Consider the following 20,607-nt stretch of genomic DNA (forward strand, 5'->3'; position numbering starts at 1 on the left):
TCGGTTTATTTATTCGTTCCTTAAACTTTTAACCGGGTTAGCGCTTGCCGCCCTGAAAGCTTTTAAGCCAATAGTAAGACCGCCTGCCAAAAGCAGAAATAACAACGTGATGAGTACCGTCCAGGGCCCGATATTAACGTGGTAAGCGTAGTTTCTTAAGAAAATATTACCCGCAACCATCCCGATGGGTACCGCAATTACCGAAGCTATAATTAGCAGCTTGGCGAAATCAGAAGATAACAGGTAAACAATTTGCCCCACGCCTGCCCCCATTACCTTTCTAATGCCTATTTCTTTGATCCTGACTTCTGCCGTATATGTCACCATACCCAACAGGCCGAGGCAGGCAATAGAAAGCGCCAGGCCAATAAACATAGCAAGGAATAACTGATCCTCTGCATGCAAGTGATGTTCGTACAAAATTTTGTCAAACCACTCCGCAGATAGCGCGGCCTTTGAGTTTACTTTTCGCCAACGTTGGGACAGTTGTTCTATCAGCTTCGCCGCATCTGTGCCTTCATTTATTTTTAATTGAAGTGTAGTGAATTGCGACGGACTGTTTCTTATCACCAGTGGCATCATTTCAAAATGCATGCTCATAAAATGAAAATCTTTAAGTACACCGGCAATACGTACCTGCGTACTATCATTTATCCACACCAGTTCGTTTATTGCTTCCACGGGATTTTTAAAATGGAATGATTTTGACGCTGTTTCATTGATCAGCACTTCCCTATCCGTTGCAAGTAAGTTTTTACCAGCTGTCAAATGTAAGCCCATCGTGGTAATAAAATGTTGATCGGCGGCAATAACTTCTGTTGGAAATGAGGTCGCTTTTTCTGTTCTATACCCCCTGCTTATATCGCCCCCGTTAAATCCTAATACAGTTGAAGTTCCCGAAATTTCTTCAACCCCTGGTTGCTTGGATAATTCGCTAACTGCCAGGCGATAGTCAGCACCCTGCAATTCAACATTCAGTATATTTTTACGATTGAACCCATAATCTGCCCTTGCCATATAGGCAGACTGCCTGTACATGACAATAATGAATACCACGCCAACAATAGAAACTACGAATTGCAACACCATTAATATTTTACGCATGGTAAGCCGCTGCACAACCGGCTGGCCGGTATGACTTTTAAGCACCAACGCGGGGCTAAATGAAGAAAGAATCCGTGCAGGCAAATATCCGGCTACAATACCCGTAAATAATGCAAGCAGAGCGATCAACAGAAACATGGTACCATCCCAGTGGGCGCCTTCGAGTATTTTAGGAATCCAGTTAAAATTTGAGATAGAGCGAATAAACACCGCCGAAAAAACCAATGCACAGAAGGATAACAACACCGACTCTGATACAAACTGCAATATTAACTGCCAGCGCCTGGCTCCAATAACCTTACGGATACCCACTTCGCGGGAACGCGTGATGGCGCGTGCCAATGTTAAGTTAACGTAATTGAATACCGCAAGAAATAAAGTTACCAGGCCAACGCTTCCCTCTGCAGCCAACTGGGCCATGGTAGGGCCATAAGCAGAATTATAATAATCATGGCGCGCAGGAGTAATTGATGCAAAAGGTTGTGCTAAAAACGCAATGCTTTTCAAACCCGAATTAGCAGGGATCATCCGGGTTGCAATTACAGAATTACTTTGTAATACCCTGTTAAGTTGTTGTACTGATGCACCTGATTTAAGTGTGATATAAGTATAACAACTTCCGGGATTGGTCCAGTCTGCTGTGTCGAAAGACGGGCTGTTGGCTGTCGATTTTGTTGTTAACGTTTCCATCGCAGCGATACCATCAAACTGCAAGTGCGACTTTTCCTTCACATCCTGCAAAATACCGGTGACAATAAGATCGCCGTAGGTTTTATGGTGCATGATCATCCCGATAACGTCATCCTTACCAAAAAATCTCTCCGCAGTTTTTTGCGTGATCAGGATGGCGTGGGGCTGGTTGGAATAGGTTCCTCTTAATATTTTGAATCCGAATGTTTTAAAAAATGAAGGTTCTGTAAAATTCAATGTAACCGGTAAATCATCCCCAGACTTCACAAATGAAGTGCGGCGGAGTATCACGCGCACACTGTTTTCAATAAAAGGGTATTTATTTAAAATATCCGTCGCGACGGGATACGAAGTACTCGCGAAGTAATCCTTTGCACCATTACGACCTGTAAGTTCGGTGATAACCCGGTACGTACGTTCTGTATGCTTATGAAACTTATCATACTCATAGCCGGTTTTTATATCAATTAAAGCTAATATACAAACAGCCATGCCTGTAGCCAGGCCAAAGATGTTGATGAACGAAAAAAGCTTATGCCTTAATAACGTCCGCCAGGCTATTTTTAAATAGTTTTTAATCATGACACAGGTTTATAGCGTGTTATTCGTTCCTTAAACTTTTAACCGGGTTAGCGCTTGCTGCCCTTAAAGATTGTACCATAACCGTAAGTGTTGCTATAGTCACAGCCAGAGAGCCTCCTGCAACGAATATCCACCAGGACATACCGGTTCTGTAGGCAAACTGCTGAAGCCACTTATTCATGGCAAACCAGGCGATTGGCGACGCTATAACTATTGACACCAGAACCAGCTTAATAAAATCTGCCGAGATCAGCTGAACAATATGAAGCACGTTAGCGCCAAGTACCTTCCGTATCCCTATTTCCTTTACTTTTTGTTTAGCTGTAAACGCTGCCAAGCCAAATAAACCCATTGCGGCAATAAATACCGCTATGCCTGCAGCAGACATAAATATCGAGCCCATTTTTTGCTCTGTGCGGTACTGCTTATCAAAAACCTCGTCTAAAAATGAAAACGTAAATGGCTCGCCCGGGAAAAGCTCTTCATAGATCTTCTTGATCTGATTGATGTGCTGTTGCATATCCGCGGCGCTCATTTTTATGGTGAAGTAGCCATCTGCAACAGCAGGTAAGAAAATCATGGGCTGGATAAACTGGTGCAGCGATAAATGGTGGTAATCCTTAATAACGCCCACTACCTCAAACTCTTTCCCCCAATTGATCTTCTGCCCTAAAGCTTGTTCCGCGTTGGCAAAGCCCAACTGCTTAGCCGCGCTTTCGTTCAAAATCACCTTACGCGTTTTGGGCCATCCGTGTATCAGCATGGCGGGTGTAAAGGCCCGCCCTTCCTTAAATTTAATATCATAGGTATCAAAGTACTGGTTATCTACTATCAGCATCGAGTATGATTTCTTTTCGTCTCCTGCTGCCGGTGCAAGTTTGGTAATACCCTGCGCACTAAAATTATAACCCTGACCGGGTACGTTATTGGATGCCGCAATTTTTCCTACAAAAGGCAGCTGTTTTACCCTGTTTTCAAATGCAACGGATTGGTCGATACCAGAACTGTTAATTACAGACGGACCGGTGATCACCACCTTCTGCTTCAGGCTAAGACCTAAGTCCTGCGTTTGCATATATCTTAACTGGCGGTACAGGGTTATGGTGGTAATGATTAGTATAACAGAAGCTGTAAACTGAAACACCACCAGCACTTTACGTATGGAAACACCACCAAGCTTAAGGTTTGCTACACCGCGGATAGTTTTTAACGGCGAAAAAGCGCTCAGAATCGTGGCTACATAAATTCCTGAAAACAAACAACCGGCGATAACTACTAAACAAACACCGGCGCAGATCCAGTTATCGAACAATAATTTTAAGGATAGCGGCTTTTCAAGAAAAGTATTAAAGTACGGCTGAACAAGCGTAACAAAAGCCACCGAGATCAGCAGGCTAATCACCGTGAGGACAACAGTTTCTGTAAGGAACTGTATGATGATCTGACTACGGGTTGCGCCCAGCACTTTCCTTACGCCAGATTCTTTCGCCCTGCTTAAAGCCTGTACTGTAGACAGGTTAATGTAATTAAGCCAAGCAATTACAGTAATCAATATGGCAATTGCCAGAAAAGAAACTACATAAATAAGGCTGCCGTAGGTTTGAAAATGATAGTTAAAAGAAGGCGCCAGGTGTATATCTTTCAAGGGCTGTAATTCTACCTTCAAGCCCTTTGCATCCGGTAAAATCTGTCTGGTAACTTGTGTCGCAAGTTTTGCAAAAGCGGCTTGATCTGTACCGGGTCTGATTTGAAAGAAATTATAAGTATAACCAGATTCGAGTTTAACCGGATCTGCCCAGTCATTACCATTTCTAAAAGCAGGGTTCTCTAATGTCTTGAACGATAGCAGCACGTCGGCTTTAATATCAGACTGTGCCGGAACATCCTCGTAAACACCGGTTATAGTATAAAGCGTACTTCCAAACTGGTTCTTGATTTCAATGATCTTTCCAACGGCTGGGTTCAATCCAAAGTATTTTTTTGCGGTTGATGCAGAGATGGCCGCAGTTTGCGCAGCATTTAAAACACCGTTGCCTTCCTTTAATTTCCATCCAAAAAACTGCAGGAAGTTACCATCCACAAAAGAGACATTACCCTCGCGGTAGGCTTGCCCTGCGTCTGCTTTTTGCTGATGCACAACTGCTACGCCGCCACCAAGATTTTCGCCGATACGGGTATAAGCTTCAATTGCAGGCAGTTTTTCTTTTAATGCTGCCGCATAGCCGGGCGGCAGATAATAATCACCTTTTTCTTCTTTCCCGTTAAAGAAAGAGGCCCGGTAAATGTTCTTATAATTGGAAGCGAACCGGTTGAAGCCCCATTCAAAAGAAACGTATTCGGCTATTAATAAAAAGATACCGATACCCAGCGCAAGACCGGCAATATTAATCACACTGAATGTAAAATTACGGCGCAGGTTGCGCGTGGCTATTTTGAGATGAGTACTTAGCATAGATCTATTTTTTACTGATGATGTAGCTATGCATTAGTACAAATGCCATCGCCTTTTTAAAAATTATTCGCTTTTAATGCTTTTAACCGGGTTGGCAATAGCAGCGCGGATGGCTTGCACACTAATGGTTAAAGCCGCAATAATTACTGCCAGCAATGTTGCCAGTGCAAACACCCACCATTGAATGGAAACACGGTAGGCAAAGTTTTGCAACCACTGGTCCATCAGCCACCAGGCTATTGGCATTGCAATTATAGCAGCAACAATAACCAGGGTAATAAACTCTGATGACACCAGCAAAACAATGCGTGAAACACTTGCCCCCAAAACTTTGCGGATACCTATTTCTTTGGTCCGTTGTAGAATTACCATGACAGACATGGCCAGTAAGCCAATACAGGAAATAAAGATGGCAATTATAGATGCGCTGTTAAAGATATTGGCCAGCCGTTGCTCGTTACGATATTGCTTTTCGGTGTTTTGTTCTAACCAGGAAGCATTGAAATCCGCATTAGGGAAAGTTTGATGCCATTTCTCCTTGATAAAATCATAAGAGGCAGATAAGCTGTTTGGACGAACGCGAACAAAAACATAGTTGATCGGGAATTCTTTGTCCATCACCAGCGTAAGCGGTTCTATCTTATCGTGAAGGGAGCGGAAGTTATAATCTGCAAATACCCCGATTACTTTCTTTGGATGTTTATCATCGTAGGGAACCATTGTGCCGACTGGCTTATTTACCTGCAGCAGCGATGCCATTTTTTGGTTTACCAGTACCGCATTTGAATCTGAAGCAAAATCCTTTGAAAACTCGCGGCCGTCCAGCAGCTTAATATCCAGTGTCTTCAGGTAATCATAGCTAACGCTGTAGATATGCGACCTAATCTCGTGACCTTTATAATTGAACCCGGTGATGGAGGTAAACGTAGATCCATCGTTGCCTAAACCTAAATTGCGGTAGGCACCGGTAACTCCTACAATTTGTTTTTCGCCGGCCACCTGGTTGCGGAAAAGTTGCAGCGCCTGGGCCCCGTTCAGGCCATGGTCTATCGGTATGCTCAGTACTTCGCTTTTGTTAAAGCCAAGCGGTTTATTACGTACATAGTTAATCTGCTGTCTGGTGATCAACGTGCAGATAGTTAGCAGCGTAGCGATGGAAAACTGAACAACCAATAGGATATTACGAACTTTACCCGGTTTGGCCGTGCTTACAGAACCCTTTAACACCTGGACAGTTTTGTACCGCATCATTAACAAGGCCGGGTAAAAACCTGCGATCACGGTGATCAGTAAAAATAGCCCGATCAGGGTAAGCAGTTGCGCCGGATGAAACAGCATGCCTAATTTAATCGTGCTTTTAAAATTAGCGTTGAAATAAGGCAGAATAACAGAGGCCAGCGCAATACCAATAGCTAATGCAATCAGGCATACCATAATGGTTTCTGTCCAGAACTGGCTGAGCAGATCCCACTTACCGGCGCCTAAAGTTTTACGCACGCCTACTTCGCGTGCCCGGGTGAAGGAACGCGCAACCGCCAGGTTAATGAAGTTGATACAGGCGATGATCAGGATAAATATCGCGATTACCAATAAGCCGATGATCGAAGTTTTGTTGACGGCGTAACCTTCTACTCCACCCACTTCTGTATTGAAATGGTTATCCTTAAACGAAGCTAAATTCAACGACATTAAGTCGCCGTTTGCAACCGGCTTCGCACCATCGCGTTTCAGGTTATTTAGATCTTCTTTGAAATGCGCTTTTACAAATTTGCCGAGTTTAGATTCAAAAACAGCCGGATCGGCGTTATCGGTAAGTGAAAGAAATACGGAATGATTACGGTTATCCCAAACTTTTAGATTTTGCTGATAGCCGGGGGTATTTTCGAAGCGGATAAAGCCATCGGCATTAATACTCGAATTTTCGGGAAAGTCTTCAATTACAGAGCTGACGATAAAGCTTTTATAACCTTCGCCAAACTTCATTCTAACCATTTTACCAACCGGATCGGCGTTATTAAAAAGCGCTTTTGCCACGTATTTGGTAATCACCAATTCGTTCTGTGAAACTAAAGGTGTCTTGCTTCCTGCTGCTACCGGGATAGTGAATATCTTAAAGAAATCCTGATCGACGAAGTTGATGCTTTCTTCCAGTTCCTTATCACCATAAGCTACCGTTGTAACTCCACCTTCCAGCCTGCTGATGTTTTTTATCTCGGGGTATTCGGCTTTAATTGCCGGTGTAACAGGCACGGGCATAGAACCTGTTTTTTCTACTACGCCTTCCCTGTTGGTACTAAAATAAAGCTGGTAAATATTATCTATGTTTTTATGAAACTTATCGTAGGAGAACTGGAAGTGGACGGTTAACAGCAGCAATGCAGAACTTGCAATAGCCACGGCCAGGCCCAGGATATTCAACCCGTTGAATACCTTGCCCTTTAGTAAGTTACGCCACGCGGTCTTAATGTAATTTTTAAACATAGTAGTTAAAGCTTAGCTTCCGGTGCTGAATTACCGGACAGTGTTGTACCCTTACTAATTCATTTCCATACCAAATACACAAAGCACTGTAATACAATAACTTAAACAAAGTGAAAGATTTTCCACTGTTCGTTAACATAACAAAAACCGTTCGGTTTCGATACAAAAAACAAGGCAACAAAAGGTAAGTAGAGGAACGCTTAAATGAATTTAAGATTAACCTTACCCGTAGCAGTATGCACGTCAACAGGTATGCCGCCACCATAAATGGCGCCATTGATACGCTGGCTATCATTATTACCGTTAAACTTTTTTGAAGGCATGTCGCTGGCGGTTACACTCTTCCCCTCGAGGTTTAGGTTAAAACCCTGTTTAGATGCCAGAGAAATATTGGCATCGCCGGCGTTGATATTAATTTTTACTGATTTACAGGCCTTGTCGAGTTCGGCGTTCACATTACCTCCGCCTACTGTTGCAACCAAGTGGCCCGACATTCGTTTTAAGGTGACGTTGCCAGAATTTGTCTGAATTTTCAAATCACCGTCCACTTCATCCCCTTCGATGCGACCGGCGGCAGTACTCGCTTCGATAGTCCCCTTTAACCGGCTCAGGTTAATGTCGCCACCTCCTGTACGGATGTTTAACTTGCCTTTACAGTCCACGGCAATAATATCACCAGCCTTGGTATTAATGTCTATATCCGAACCCGAATTAGCGATATTAACCGTGCCGCCCTCGCTTTGACCCTTGACATTCCCGTTTACAGCATCAAGCTTAATGGCGCCGTTGGTAGCAAAAGTTTGGTTACCATCAAGCTTAACCAGGGTGATCATCCCGATTTTCGACTTCAGATCGCAGGTAACACTTTTAGGGACAAATATTTTAAACGAAATACTTAAAGCTTTTTTCCAGTTGGCTTCGCCCAGTTTACAACTTGCCGTCACCATCAGCTGATGGTTCTTAACCACCATATCAATCGTATAATCCTGCTTAACCAGTTGCTTTAACTCTTCTTTTGAAGCAGTAGATTCATTAATCGCGTCTACATACACCTCTATGCTTGGCCGTGCAGATGTGCCAATAACGGTGATATTGCCATAAAGCGTTTTAACCGACACACTTTTGATAGCTTCACCCTTAATTTCTTTGAGTATAACGGGCTCATTGGCCCAGTTTACCTGGGCGAGCACAAATAGCGGGAATAGCAGAAAAAAAAGAAAGCCGAAGCAGCTTTTCATGTAATAATGGTTGATATACCAAAATACACATTTTTTTCTTGATGCTTCAGCTCTATTTTAAAAATATATCCTAAAAATACTTAGTACTATTCACTGCGTAAACTTTTTACCGGATTAGTTAAAGCAGCCTTAACCGCGTTAAATGAAATAGTTACAAAGGCCACACCAATAGCTAACACACCCGACAGCACAAAAAGCCACCAGGGCACGGTTGCCCTGTACGCAAAACCCTGTAGCCACTGCGATGTAGCAAGCCAGGCCAAAGGCGAAGCCAGTACAATAGCAATTAGTATCAGTTTAAGAAAATCTACAGATAGTAACGCGACAATGCCAGCAACAGAAGCACCTAAAACCTTGCGGATACCAATCTCTTTTGTCCGCTGTAAAGTTGAATGCATAACCAGCCCCAGCAAGCCCATGCAACTAATAAATATAGATAAGCCTGTAGCCCAATTTAACAACTGTGATATATTTTGCTCCGCTTTATAAAAACCGGCAATGCTTTCATCCACAAACTGGTAATCAAAGTCCTTGTCGCCATAGATATTGTGCCATCTACTTTCAATACTACTTAACGCAGTATGCCAACTATCCCCAGAATTGGGTTTTAACTTCACATGTAGCGTAAAATATTCACCTTTTGTGGAAGCGCTGTAAGCTAAAGGTTTAATCGCATTGTGCAGAGACGAAAAATAAAAGTCGCGCAGTACACCTACCACCGGTACCGTCCGGTTTTGTATTTTCAACCTGGCCCCCAAAGCTTCATCGGGCTGTTTGAACCCTAATAAATGTAAATAGCTTTCGTTGATCATAATTCCCCGGATGCTATCGCTTGGCGACAGGTATTTTCCGGCTACCAATTTCAGCCCATACATTTTGAAATAATTCTCATCAGCATATTTAATTTCCGTTGAATTATTTACTAGTTTTTTACCCGAGCGGTATTGGATAACCGTTGTAGCGAACCCGTTGCGCGCCGGAGGCTGCCCACCTAACACGGCCTGTTCTACCTGCGGTAAACTTTTTACTGCCTGCAGCAAAACCTGTTGCTTTTCTACGGGCTGGTCGCCTGGCAGATCAATAGCTACAATACCGTCTTTTTTGAAGCCGAGGTCTTTATTCAGCACAAAATGGATCTGTTTGCTTACAATCAGCGTAGCAACGATAAATACCTGCGCTACCGTAAATTGAAAAATAGTGAGCGTTTGCCGCAGTGCAGATTTGCCGTTGCCTTTACCATTGGTTGAAACCTGCTTTTTTAATGACGTAACTGCATTGAAACGCGCTAGCACAAACGCAGGGTAAAGCCCGGCAAACAGACCTACCACCACTATCAGTATGATGGTAAACGCAATGAGGTTCGGTTGCTGCAGCGGACTAAAATGTACATCCGGAGGTATAAAATCTGCAAAGATCTTTAAGAGAATTGGCACAAACAGATACGATAGCAAAGCCGCTGTGGCAGTAATCACCAAGGTTTCGCTTAAAAATTGCACAATCAGTTGACGGTAAGAGCTGCCTAATGTTTTACGTATACCAATTTCACGCGCACGGTTAACCGCATGCGCGGTGGTAAGGTTAACAAAATTAATGCAGGCAAGTAAAAGCAATATCCCGGCCACTACCAGCAGGCCGTAAAGTGTCCTCTTGTTTGCAATACGATGATCGAATACCTGATAATCTGCGTTAAAGTGTATATCAGACAAAGGTTGAAGGAGATATTGCGATTTTAAAAAATCGTTTTTCAGATTCTTATCGTGCAATTCCTTCAGCTGTTTTTCCAGTGAAGCCGTTGTAGTGGCGGGGCTTGCTTTAAAAAATAATTGATTTTGGGAATCGATGTTATTCCATACATTCCAGTTCTTGAACTGCGTATCTGCGTTATCCCCAGTGGATAAGGAAATAAAATCTTTAAAATTAAAATCGGTATTAACCGGCGGGTCTGCAACAATGCCCGAAACCGTAGTTTTGATCGAATCGTTATAAACCACTACCCGGCCTATCGCTTCCTGCGGGGCTTTGATATCAAAATAAGCCTTAGCCCGGCTTTCTGTTAGTACAACATTAAAAGGCTGGGTTAATGAGGAAAGGGAACCGGCGAGCCATTTTGTTTCAAATAACCGAAAAAAGCTATCATCTGTGTAAACTACATCGGGCTGCTTTTTGAATTTCTTAAAATTATTTCCCGCCAGCGGGATGCTCACCTTCATTGGATACATCACTGTGACAGGTGCCACCTGTTCTGCTCCGGAAAGCTCTGTCCGCGCTGCTTTTTGTAAAGGAAATGGCACGCCAGAGTTTTTAAAATCCTGGTTAGGGAAATGCATTATCGATACGATCCGGTAAATGCGGTCCTTATCCTTCCTGAAATTTTCGTAGCTAAAATCGTGATGCACGATCAGGTAAATTACCAGCGCTGCGCTAATGCCAATGGCCAGCCCGGTTACGTTAATTACAGAAACAACTAAATTTCTCCTGAAACTTCTAATGGCTATTTTAAGATAATTAATCAGCATAAAGACAGTTGATTTATTCGCTTTTTAAACTTTCCACGGGATTAGTTAGAGCCGCTTTTACCGATTGAAAACTGATGGTCATGAAGGCGATCACCAAAGCGCCACCACCGGCAACTGCTACTACCCACCAAGGTATCGCCTGTCGATAGGCAAATCCCTGTAACCATTTTTGCATCGCAAACCACGCGAGCGGGCCTGCAATAACAATGGCTATAAACACCAGTTTAATAAAATCCTTAGACAACATGGCCACAATGGTTGATACATCCGCGCCTAATACCTTGCGTATACCTATCTCTTTGGTGCGTTGCTCTGCAGCATAAGCTGCCAGCCCGAACAAGCCAAGGCATGCAATAATTATTGCCAGGGAAGTAAAGATCAGGAAGATGGTGCCGGTCTGTTGCTCTTTATGATAGCTTGCGGCAAACTCTTCATCCATAAACGTATAATCAAAATCGGCAGGCGTAAGCGAGTGCCACATCGTCTTGATCTGACTGATCAGGGCAGGGATATCTTTGGTTTTAACACGTACACTTAAAAGACCCGCATCTTGCCTTAACTGGAAAATAACAGGGCTGATATTCTGGCGGAGGGAACTGAAGTTGAAGTCTTTAATAACACCAACGATTTGATAAGTAACTACCTTTTTAAACTTCGGGTCGTCAAACTGGTAAAGGTTTTTTCCTATCGGATCTTTAAATCCTAAAAATTTGGCGGCGGTTTCGTTGATAATCAAGCCTGTAGAATCAGTACCCATTTGCAGGCTAAAGTTTCTGCCGGCCTTCAATTTCATTCCCATTGTAGGGATATAATCCTCATCTACATACCAGCTCTGTGGAAAGATAGATTTGCTTTGGTCTGTCAGGGAGGCTTCTTTATTGAAGATGGAAGTGCGCCTGCCGCTGGATGTTGGTGTAAAGCCAGACAAGGTAGCATCTATTACTCCCGGCAGCTGTTTAATTTGCTGTTTAAACGTTGCTGCCTGTTTATTCAACTCATAAGTGTTCTTAATCACCAAAACCTGATTCCTGTCGTACCCCAAATCCCTGTTTTGAATATAACGTAGCTGATTATACACCACGAGCGTACCGATTATTAAAAAAACGGATATACAAAACTGTAACACCACTAAGAAACTGCGCAGACCTCCGCCTTTTAGTCCGGTTCTAAGCTTTCCTTTAAGTACATGCACGGGTTCAAACGCAGACAGGAAAAATGCCGGATAGGTACCTGCAAGCAACCCAACAACAGCAATAATAAATAAGGATACCGGGGCAAGCCAAATTAGCGTGTGACTGTTGAACCCTATCTGCTTGCCCGAAAGCTGGTTAAACTGCGGCAAAAGAAATAAGGCGGCTGTTAAAGCGATTACAACGGCTGCAAAGGTGATTAATATTGATTCTGAAAGGAATTGCAGGATCAGGCGTCCGCGTGACGAGCCTAACACCTTACGAACGCCAACTTCTTTAGCGCGGTTGGCAGACCTGGCAGTTGACAGGTTCATGAAATTGACACAAGCGATGATAAGTATGAACAGCCCGATAGCAGAAAAGATATAAATATACTCTGTTGTAGAATTCGCCCCTAACTCGCCGATCATGCTTGATTTAAGATGGATATCAGTCAAAGGGATCAGGTTAAGCTTGAAAAAACTTCCACCCTTTTCAAACTGATCTAAACTGATATGCAATTCGTTTTGCATCTGCGACGAAGAATACTTTCTTAATAAGCCCGGAAATTTTGCCTCGAAACGTTTCGGATCGGCGCCTGGCTTTAACAATACATACGTGTTATAATCGCTGCGCAACCACCTGTCTGACCGGCTATCGGGAAAAGAAGACATGGAGATAAAGAAGTCGAAATTAAAGTGTGATGTCTGCGGGATATCTTTTATTACACCGGTGACTTTGTATCCGCCTTTATCATCTATAATGATCGGTTTCCCTACTACATTAGTGCTGTTAAAGTATTTTATAGCGGCAGATTCCGTCATGACGATGCTATTAGGTTCTGCAAGCGCATTCGAGGCATTACCATTAATCATTGGCAGTGTAAAAACATTAAACAAAGAAGGATCTGCAAACGCCACGCTCTTTTCCATAATGTTTTCGGTGCCCTTCTTCACGTGCATGCTCCCGGCATTTTTTATACGTACCGCGTCTTCAACTTCTGGAAAATCCGTTGTAAGTGCTTTCGCCAACGGCGGCATGCAAACCGCATACTGCATGCGGTTACCCCCTAACTTTAGGTCTTCGTTTACCCGATAGATACGACTCGCTTTATCATTATACCGATCGTAGCTTAATTCGTCTATCACATATAAAACAATAAGCAAGCAAGCCGTAAGGCCAAGGGCCAGGCCAAGCACATTAATGAGCGTAAAGCTTTTATTTTTTGCCAGGCTCCTGATAGCCGTCTTGAGATAATTTCTGAACATCGCTTACGTTTTTAAGTTCGCCTTTACTCGCTGCGTAAACTCTTCACCGGGTTGATCAGCGCCGCCTTAATAGATTGAAAACTAATGGTAACAAAGGCAATAAGCACCGCACCCGAGGCGGCCACCACTACTACCCACCACTGGATGTTTTGTCGGTAAGCATAACTCTCCAGGAAGAACCGCTGCATAAACCACCAGGCCAGCGGGGCAGCCAGTAAAATGGCAATGAATACCAACTTGATGAAATCTTTGGAAAGCATGGTAACAATAGAAGTTACGCCTGCACCCAACACCTTGCGGATACCGATTTCCTTGTTACGTTGTTCTGCCGCATAGGCAGCCAGGCCAAACAAACCCAAGCAGGCAATAATGATTGCGAAAGTGGTGAACGCTACGCAGATACTGCCTACACGCTGCTCGCTACGATAAATCGCATCAAAATCCTGATCCATAAAAGAGAAAGAGAAAGACTGGTTGGGCGAAAGCTCTTTCCATTTACGCTCTATCTGGGCTAATACTCCTTTTACATCTTTGGTACTTACCCGCACGTTAAGCGCACCCTGGTCTTTACCATAGGTAAGAATGAGCGGCGTTACGTTCTCCCTAAGACTGTTGAAATTGAAATCTTTAACAATACCGATGATCTTATACTTTCCAATCTTTTTCATTTGGTCATCGAGCGGCTTGTAAAGAAATTGGTTCAGGTTACTTTTTCCGTTCAGTAATTTAATGGCCGACTCATTTAAAATAAGCGATGTGGAATCTGTCGCCATCTCTTTAGAAAAGTTCCGACCGGCCGCAAGGTGCATCCCCATTGTAGGCAGGTAGTCCGCATCAACAGTCCAAACCTGACCGTTTAAAGCATTTTTCAAATCAAAAACAGGCGAGGTATAAATAGTACTGCTGTTTCTGTTTCCCCCAGTAGGCGTATAACCTGTTAAGGAAGCATTGGTAACTCCCGGAAGTTGCTTTATTTCCTGCTTAAATGTTTCTGTCTGATTACCGAGAATCCATGCATGCTTGATCACTAAAACCTGTTCGCGGTTAAAGCCTAAATCTTTGTTCTGGATATATTTCAGCTGGTTGTAAATGGCAAGGGTACCGATAATCAGGAAAATGGAGATGAAGAACTGGAAGATCACCAAAGCGCTTCTCAAATTCCCGTTCTTAAATCCACCGGAAAGTTTACCCTTTAATACCGCTATCGGTTGAAAACCGGAAAGGAAAAAAGCCGGGTACGAACCCGCCAGGCATCCCACAAAAACAACAATAAAAATAAGTGTAGGTAATAACCAGGTTAAGGCTTTCAGCGTGATGCTCATTTCCTTGCCAGCCATTTGATTAAACAAGGGCAGGGATAGCCATGCAGCTACGGCAGCAATCAAAGTCGCTACCAGGGTGATGAGTATAGACTCTGTCAGGAACTGAAATACAAGGTCTTTTCTTGCCGAGCCCAACACTTTGCGTACCCCTACTTCACGCGCACGGTTTGCCGAGCGGGCAGTAGACAGGTTCATAAAATTAACACAAGCAATAAACAGGATGAATATGGCTATTGCAGAAAAGATGTATACATATTGGATGTTGCCGTTCTCGCCCATCTCTGCCACACGGTTAGATTTAAGGTGGATATCTGTTAACGGCGTCACGCTGAAACGAAAATAGTTCCCCTGCTTTTCCAGGTCGCTCATACTCATATGCAGAAACTGCTGTAACTCCGCACTCGAATGTCTGTTAATCAGATCGGAGAACTTACTCTCAACCGTTTTGATATTTGCACCCGGCTTCAGCAGCATGTAGGTTTGAAAGTTGTTGCTTAACCAGGTAGTTTGTTTACTTTCGGCCAGGGTTTCCATCGAAAGGAACAGATCAAACCTAAAGTGCGACTGCCTTGGAATATCTTTGATTACCCCGGTAATTTTATAATTCTCTGTATCGTTAAGCACCAGCGTTTTGCCTACCACATCAGTACGGCCGAAATACTTTTTGGCCAGCGTTTCATTAATTACCGCGGTATGTGGCGCCTTCAGTGCATCAGTGGCAGAACCATCGACAAAAGGCAGGGTGAAGATGTTAAAGATGGCCGGGTCGGCAAAAGTAACTTTGTCTTCCTGTATATTCTGGCTGCCTTTTTTTACCCGGAAACTTCCAGTTTGCCGAAAACGGGCCGCATTTTCCACTTCCGGAAATTCGCTTACCAACGCAGCGGCAGTAGGCGCCGGTATTACAGCATAGGAGTCTTCGTGACCGCCAAACTTAATATCATTGTTCAGACGATAGATCCGGTCTGCTTTGGTGTTGTACCGATCGTAACCCAGTTCGTCTACTACGTAAAATACGATAAGCAAACAAACAGCCAGCCCCAGCGCCAACCCGAACACATTTATGAAGGTAAAGCCTTTATTCTTCTTCAGGCTCCTGAAAGCTGTTTTAATGTAGTTTCTAAACATAACCTTAGATGTTTAATTAAATAATGAACTGATATATCGCATTATTCGCTGCGCAGGCTTTTAACCGGATTTGATACAGCCGCTTTTATGGCCTGGAAGCTGATGGTTAAGAGTGCAATCACCGATGTAAAAACCGCTGCCAGTAAAAACACCCAAATCTGCAGGTGTACACGGTATTGATAGCCCTCCAGCCATTCAGACATACTATACCACGCAATAGGTGTCGCAATCAGAAATGAAACGATAACCAGTTTCAGGAAATCTGTTGATAAAAGCGTGGCGATACTGGTTACCGAGGCGCCAAGCACTTTACGTATACCAATCTCTTTGATACGGTTCTGCGCCATATAAGTAGCCAGGCCAAACAAACCGAGGCAGGATATAAAGATGGTAAGGCCGGCGAACAGCGAGGCCAATTTACCGATCAATTGTTCCGACTTGAACTTTTTGCCGTAATCCTCATCTGCAAATTTGATATCTACAGGATAATCCGGATTGTATTTTTTGAAAATTTCTTCTGCTTTTTTAAGGTTTTCTGCTGTAGAATTAGCAGGATTCAATTTGAAGTGAATGAAGTTAAACCATCCTTTAGGTCCATGTACCATCATCGGAGCAACGGACTGATAAGGCGACTCCATGATAAAATCATTTACAACCCCTACAATATGCCAGTTCATGTTATTATACTTGACCGTTTGGCCAATAGGGTCTTTAAAGCCTAATACCTTCGCAGCAGACTGGTTAACAATCAATGCAAGCGAATCAGTCGGGTAGGTTTTTACATCTATATCCCGCCCTTCTACCATTTTTAAACCCAAGGTTCGGGTAAAGCCATCGTCTACCGTAAAACTGTTAAAATCCAGCTTTTTGTCAGGGTCTTTACCCTTCCAGCTATAACCCCAGCTATCGCTCCAGCTCTGTGTTATCGGCGAACTGGTTTTAGTAACCGATATTGCCGCACCGCTACTGAGCAACTCATTTTTTATGGCATCTGCATGCTTCTGCACCTCACCTTCCATCAGGGTGAAAACCAGGTTATCGCGCTTATAACCGATATCACGGTTTTGTGCATAATTGATCTGGTGCTTTACTACAATAGTGCAGATGATTAGCACAATAGCAAAGGTAAATTGCGTTACTACCAACACTTTGCGTGGCGTAACCAGGGCATTAGATGCCTTGAACGTCCCCTTTAAAACTTTGATTGGCTTAAATGACGATAAATAAAAAGCCGGGTAGCTGCCTGCAATAACTCCGGTAAGCACAATGAAAAACATAGTTATTAACCAGAAGCCTCCACTGGCATAAGGAATAGCCAATTCCTTGCTGGTTAACTGATTGAAGGCAGGCAGGCTAAGTAGCACTAAAATAAAAGCAAACACACCGGCGATCAATGCAATCAGGACAGATTCGCCTAAAAACTGGCCAACCAACAATTGTTTACCTGCACCGGCCACCTTGCGGATGCCGACTTCTTTCGCGCGCTTTTCGCTGCGGGCAGTGCTGAGGTTCATGAAATTAATACACGCGATAAGTAAGATAAATGCCGCGATAATACTGAACATACGCACGTAGGTGATCATGCCGCCTACGGGTTTACCGTTTTCAAACTTGTTGTACAAGCGCCATTTATCTAAAGGATAAAGAAAAACATCAACATCTTCGTGGCCGTTTGAATGCTTCCTGGTGAAGTTCTTTAACTGTGCGTTCATAGAAGCGAGTGATACGCCAGGTTTTAACAGCACAAACGACGTAACAGAGTTATCTCCCCAATATGGATCTTCCCAGCCCAGTTTGTGCATATAAGCTCTGGGTACCAGGTAGTCAAACTTAAACGCTGTATTGTTAGGCAGATCTTTTAAAACGCCGGTAACCGTAAAATTAGCAGTACTGTCTACCCGTACCGTTTTACCCATCGCATCTGCATTGCCAAAAAGCCGTTTAGCCATCTTTTGGGTCAGCACGATATTGTATATGCCGCTTAATGCCTGTTTGGCGTTTCCTTCTGCTAAAGGAAAATCGAACATGGTTAAAAACTGCGAATCGGTAAAATAACCGTCTGCCTTTAGTTTGTTATCGCCAGCGGTAAAAAGAAAGTTATTATCACTGATGAATACAGCATCTTCCACTTGCGGATATTCGGTACGCATGGTGCTGGCCAATGGTTTCGGGGTGCTGGCCCAGCAATGTAATTTACCATCAAAAACCGATCTGTTGTATACCTTATATAAACGGTCTTTCTTTGAGTGAAACTGATCGTAGCTTACCTCATTCTGCACCCATAAAAGGATGAGCGCCGCACTGGCCATACCGATTGCCAAACCGGCAATGTTGATAAATGAGAATGCCTTATTTTTCACAAGGTTTCTCCAGGCTATTTTAAGGTAGTTTTTGAACATGGCAAAGGCTGTATTTAAGTTGGCGACTATCTGTTAACTATATCATGATGTTTTCCATCACGGTTTGCCCGTCCAGCAGGCGGATGATCCGGTGACTGTAACGGGCATCATGCTCCGAGTGGGTAACCATAATGATTGTTGTGCCTTGCTCGTTCAGATCAGTAAGCAGTTCCATTACTTCGTTACCGTTGCTGCTGTCCAGGTTACCGGTAGGCTCATCCGCAAGGATCAATTTGGGTTTATTCACCACCGCGCGTGCAATGGCAACGCGTTGCTGCTGACCGCCCGATAACTGCTGCGGGTAATGGTTGCGGCGGTGCATTATCTGCATCTTCTCCAATACCTCTTCTACACGTTTCACTCGATCTGAAGAAGCTACACCTGTATATATTAATGGAAGTTCAACGTTTTCATAAACGGTTAGTTCGTCAATCAGGTTGAAGCTCTGGAACACAAAACCGATATTATGCTTCCGCAGATCGGCCCGTTTACGTTCGCCAACGTTGGCTACTTCTGTTCCATTGAACAGATAACTACCGGCGTCAGGGTCGTCAAGCATACCGAGTATGTTCAGCAAGGTAGATTTACCGCAACCAGAAGGGCCCATAATGGCTACAAATTCCCCTTCTTTTACTTCCATGCTTAATTTATTCAGTGCAATTGTTTCTACCTCTTCAGTGCGGTAGTATTTTTCCATATCGGTGATCTTTATCATTGTGCCTCCTTGCCCTGCGGGCTTATCTTGTTAATGGTGAGTGTTTCTATTAATATCTGTTTATTACCTTGTACTGCTACCTGTTACTTTTTAAGCACCAGTTCCTGCATATCGCCATAATTATCGTAGCTGGATGTTACTACTTTATCGCCCGGCTTCAGGCCTTGTAACACTTCGTAATAATCCGGATTCTGACGACCGAGCTGTATGTCTGCACGGAAGGCCGTTTTGCCGTCATCACTTAGCTTAAATATCCAGTTACCACCGGTTTGCTGATAAAATCCGCCTTTAGGGATCAGCAACGCCTGCGTTTCATCACTTAGTGCCAGTCTGATCTGCAATGTCTGCCCGCGACGTATGGTATTGGGCACCGTGCCTACAAACTGCATATCCACCTGAAAACGGCCATTACTTACCTGGGTGAATATTTTGGTAATCTTTAATTTATAGGTTTTATCGCCCAAAATGAAATCCCCCATCAGGCCGTTAAAAATGCGGGTAATGTAATGTTCGTCGATATCTACACGCACTTTGTAGCCAGACAAGACGTCGATCTGCCCTAAACGTTCGCCCTTATTTTTGTTCTGACCAATTTCTGCATCCATAGAAGTAAGCTGCCCGTCTATCGGTGCGCGGACGATCAGGTCGCCCACTTTTTTACGCATGAGTTCTAAGGTAGCCTTCATATGATCGTAAGATTCTTTCATCTGAGAGGCTTGCTGCTGGGTAGAGGTTGTATCTTGTGATAAGATTTGGGTTGTTAATTTCTTCCGATGCACCTGGTATTGGTAATCGTTCTGCGCTTTTTGATATTCCTGTAAACCGATGGCTTTTTCCTCGTACAGGTGTTTGTCTAACTTATAAATACGCTCAGCTTCTTTCAGGGCATTATCTACATCGGCCATCTGGTTCAGCTTGCCGATCGTGTTCTGACGCGCATTATCCCTGGATATCTGCATTTGGGTTAACACATTAAATACTTGTGTTTCCTGGTTGGCCAGATTCAGCTCCAGGTCTGTATTAGAGAGCTTCAGAATGGGCTGCCCCTTTTTCATCTGCGTGCCGTCCTCCACAAACTTTTGCTCTACCCTACCGCCTTCACTGGCATCAAGGTAAATGGTAGTAATAGGCATTACAATGCCGTTTACAGGTATAAACTCCTGGAAAGAGCCTTTCTTTATTTCACTGATGGTAATACGTTCGGTATCAACGTTCAATTTGCTTTTACCCGATGTAAACAGTATGCTTCCGCCTACCAGAAGCACCACAGCGCTTATACCGGCGATCATCATGATACGCTTAGTATTCCATTTCTTTTTTTCAATTTTTCTGTCCACTGTAGTAACAATATTTTACAATCTATAGCAAAAACATGTGCCATAGGTTAAAACACTGATTATCAATACATTTTATCAATTAATACTAATTGTTCCGTACGCTTATGTTACACGGACTGTTCGGAATTGATACAATCTGTTTGAAACAGGGAAAGTGACGGGAGAACTAGATACGTCTAAATATTAACATATTTGTTTTTATGCCT

Annotated in this window: 10 protein-coding genes; all 10 read right to left on the reverse strand. The window is 43.5% G+C overall.

Annotation, left to right across the window (positions count from 1 at the left end; genetic code table 11):
* Nucleotides 1–9: 9 nt before the first annotated feature.
* On the reverse strand, nucleotides 10–2,376 hold the full coding sequence (locus MUY27_RS16155) for an ABC transporter permease (protein ID WP_245131700.1): 2,367 nt from the start codon (nucleotides 2,374–2,376) through the stop codon (nucleotides 10–12).
* 19 nt (nucleotides 2,377–2,395) lie between these two features.
* The gene (locus tag MUY27_RS16160; protein ID WP_245131702.1) at nucleotides 2,396–4,828 is read right to left on the reverse strand and encodes an ABC transporter permease; all 2,433 of its coding nucleotides are present in this window, start codon (nucleotides 4,826–4,828) and stop codon (nucleotides 2,396–2,398) included.
* A 63-nt stretch (nucleotides 4,829–4,891) separates the two neighbouring features.
* On the reverse strand, nucleotides 4,892–7,309 hold the full coding sequence (locus MUY27_RS16165) for an ABC transporter permease (RefSeq protein WP_245131703.1): 2,418 nt from the start codon (nucleotides 7,307–7,309) through the stop codon (nucleotides 4,892–4,894).
* A 200-nt stretch (nucleotides 7,310–7,509) separates the two neighbouring features.
* Nucleotides 7,510–8,547 carry a DUF4097 family beta strand repeat-containing protein gene (locus tag MUY27_RS16170; RefSeq protein WP_245131705.1) on the reverse strand — a complete coding sequence of 346 codons (1,038 nt, stop codon included), beginning with the start codon at nucleotides 8,545–8,547 and terminating at the stop codon, nucleotides 7,510–7,512.
* An 86-nt stretch (nucleotides 8,548–8,633) separates the two neighbouring features.
* Nucleotides 8,634–11,063: an ABC transporter permease gene (locus tag MUY27_RS16175; RefSeq protein ID WP_245131707.1), complete on the reverse strand. Its 2,430-nt coding sequence runs from the start codon at nucleotides 11,061–11,063 to the stop codon at nucleotides 8,634–8,636.
* A gap of 13 nt (nucleotides 11,064–11,076) precedes the next feature.
* Nucleotides 11,077–13,500: an ABC transporter permease gene (locus tag MUY27_RS16180; RefSeq protein ID WP_245131708.1), complete on the reverse strand. Its 2,424-nt coding sequence runs from the start codon at nucleotides 13,498–13,500 to the stop codon at nucleotides 11,077–11,079.
* A gap of 23 nt (nucleotides 13,501–13,523) precedes the next feature.
* Complete coding sequence (locus MUY27_RS16185) at nucleotides 13,524–15,950, reverse strand: ABC transporter permease (RefSeq protein ID WP_245131711.1); 2,427 nt, start codon at nucleotides 15,948–15,950, stop codon at nucleotides 13,524–13,526.
* Between the two features lie 41 nt (nucleotides 15,951–15,991).
* Nucleotides 15,992–18,349 (reverse strand): ABC transporter permease, encoded by a 2,358-nt coding sequence (locus MUY27_RS16190; RefSeq protein ID WP_245131713.1) that lies wholly within the window; start codon nucleotides 18,347–18,349, stop codon nucleotides 15,992–15,994.
* Between the two features lie 37 nt (nucleotides 18,350–18,386).
* Nucleotides 18,387–19,064 (reverse strand): ABC transporter ATP-binding protein, encoded by a 678-nt coding sequence (locus tag MUY27_RS16195; protein ID WP_245131715.1) that lies wholly within the window; start codon nucleotides 19,062–19,064, stop codon nucleotides 18,387–18,389.
* Nucleotides 19,065–19,147: 83 nt separating this feature from the next.
* A complete protein-coding gene (locus MUY27_RS16200; RefSeq protein WP_245131718.1) occupies nucleotides 19,148–20,401 on the reverse strand; it encodes an efflux RND transporter periplasmic adaptor subunit in 1,254 nt (417 codons plus the stop codon).
* Nucleotides 20,402–20,607 lie beyond the last annotated feature (206 nt).

The sequence above is a fragment of the Mucilaginibacter straminoryzae genome (genome assembly GCF_022953055.1).
GTDB classification, from domain to species: Bacteria; Bacteroidota; Bacteroidia; order Sphingobacteriales; family Sphingobacteriaceae; genus Mucilaginibacter; species Mucilaginibacter straminoryzae.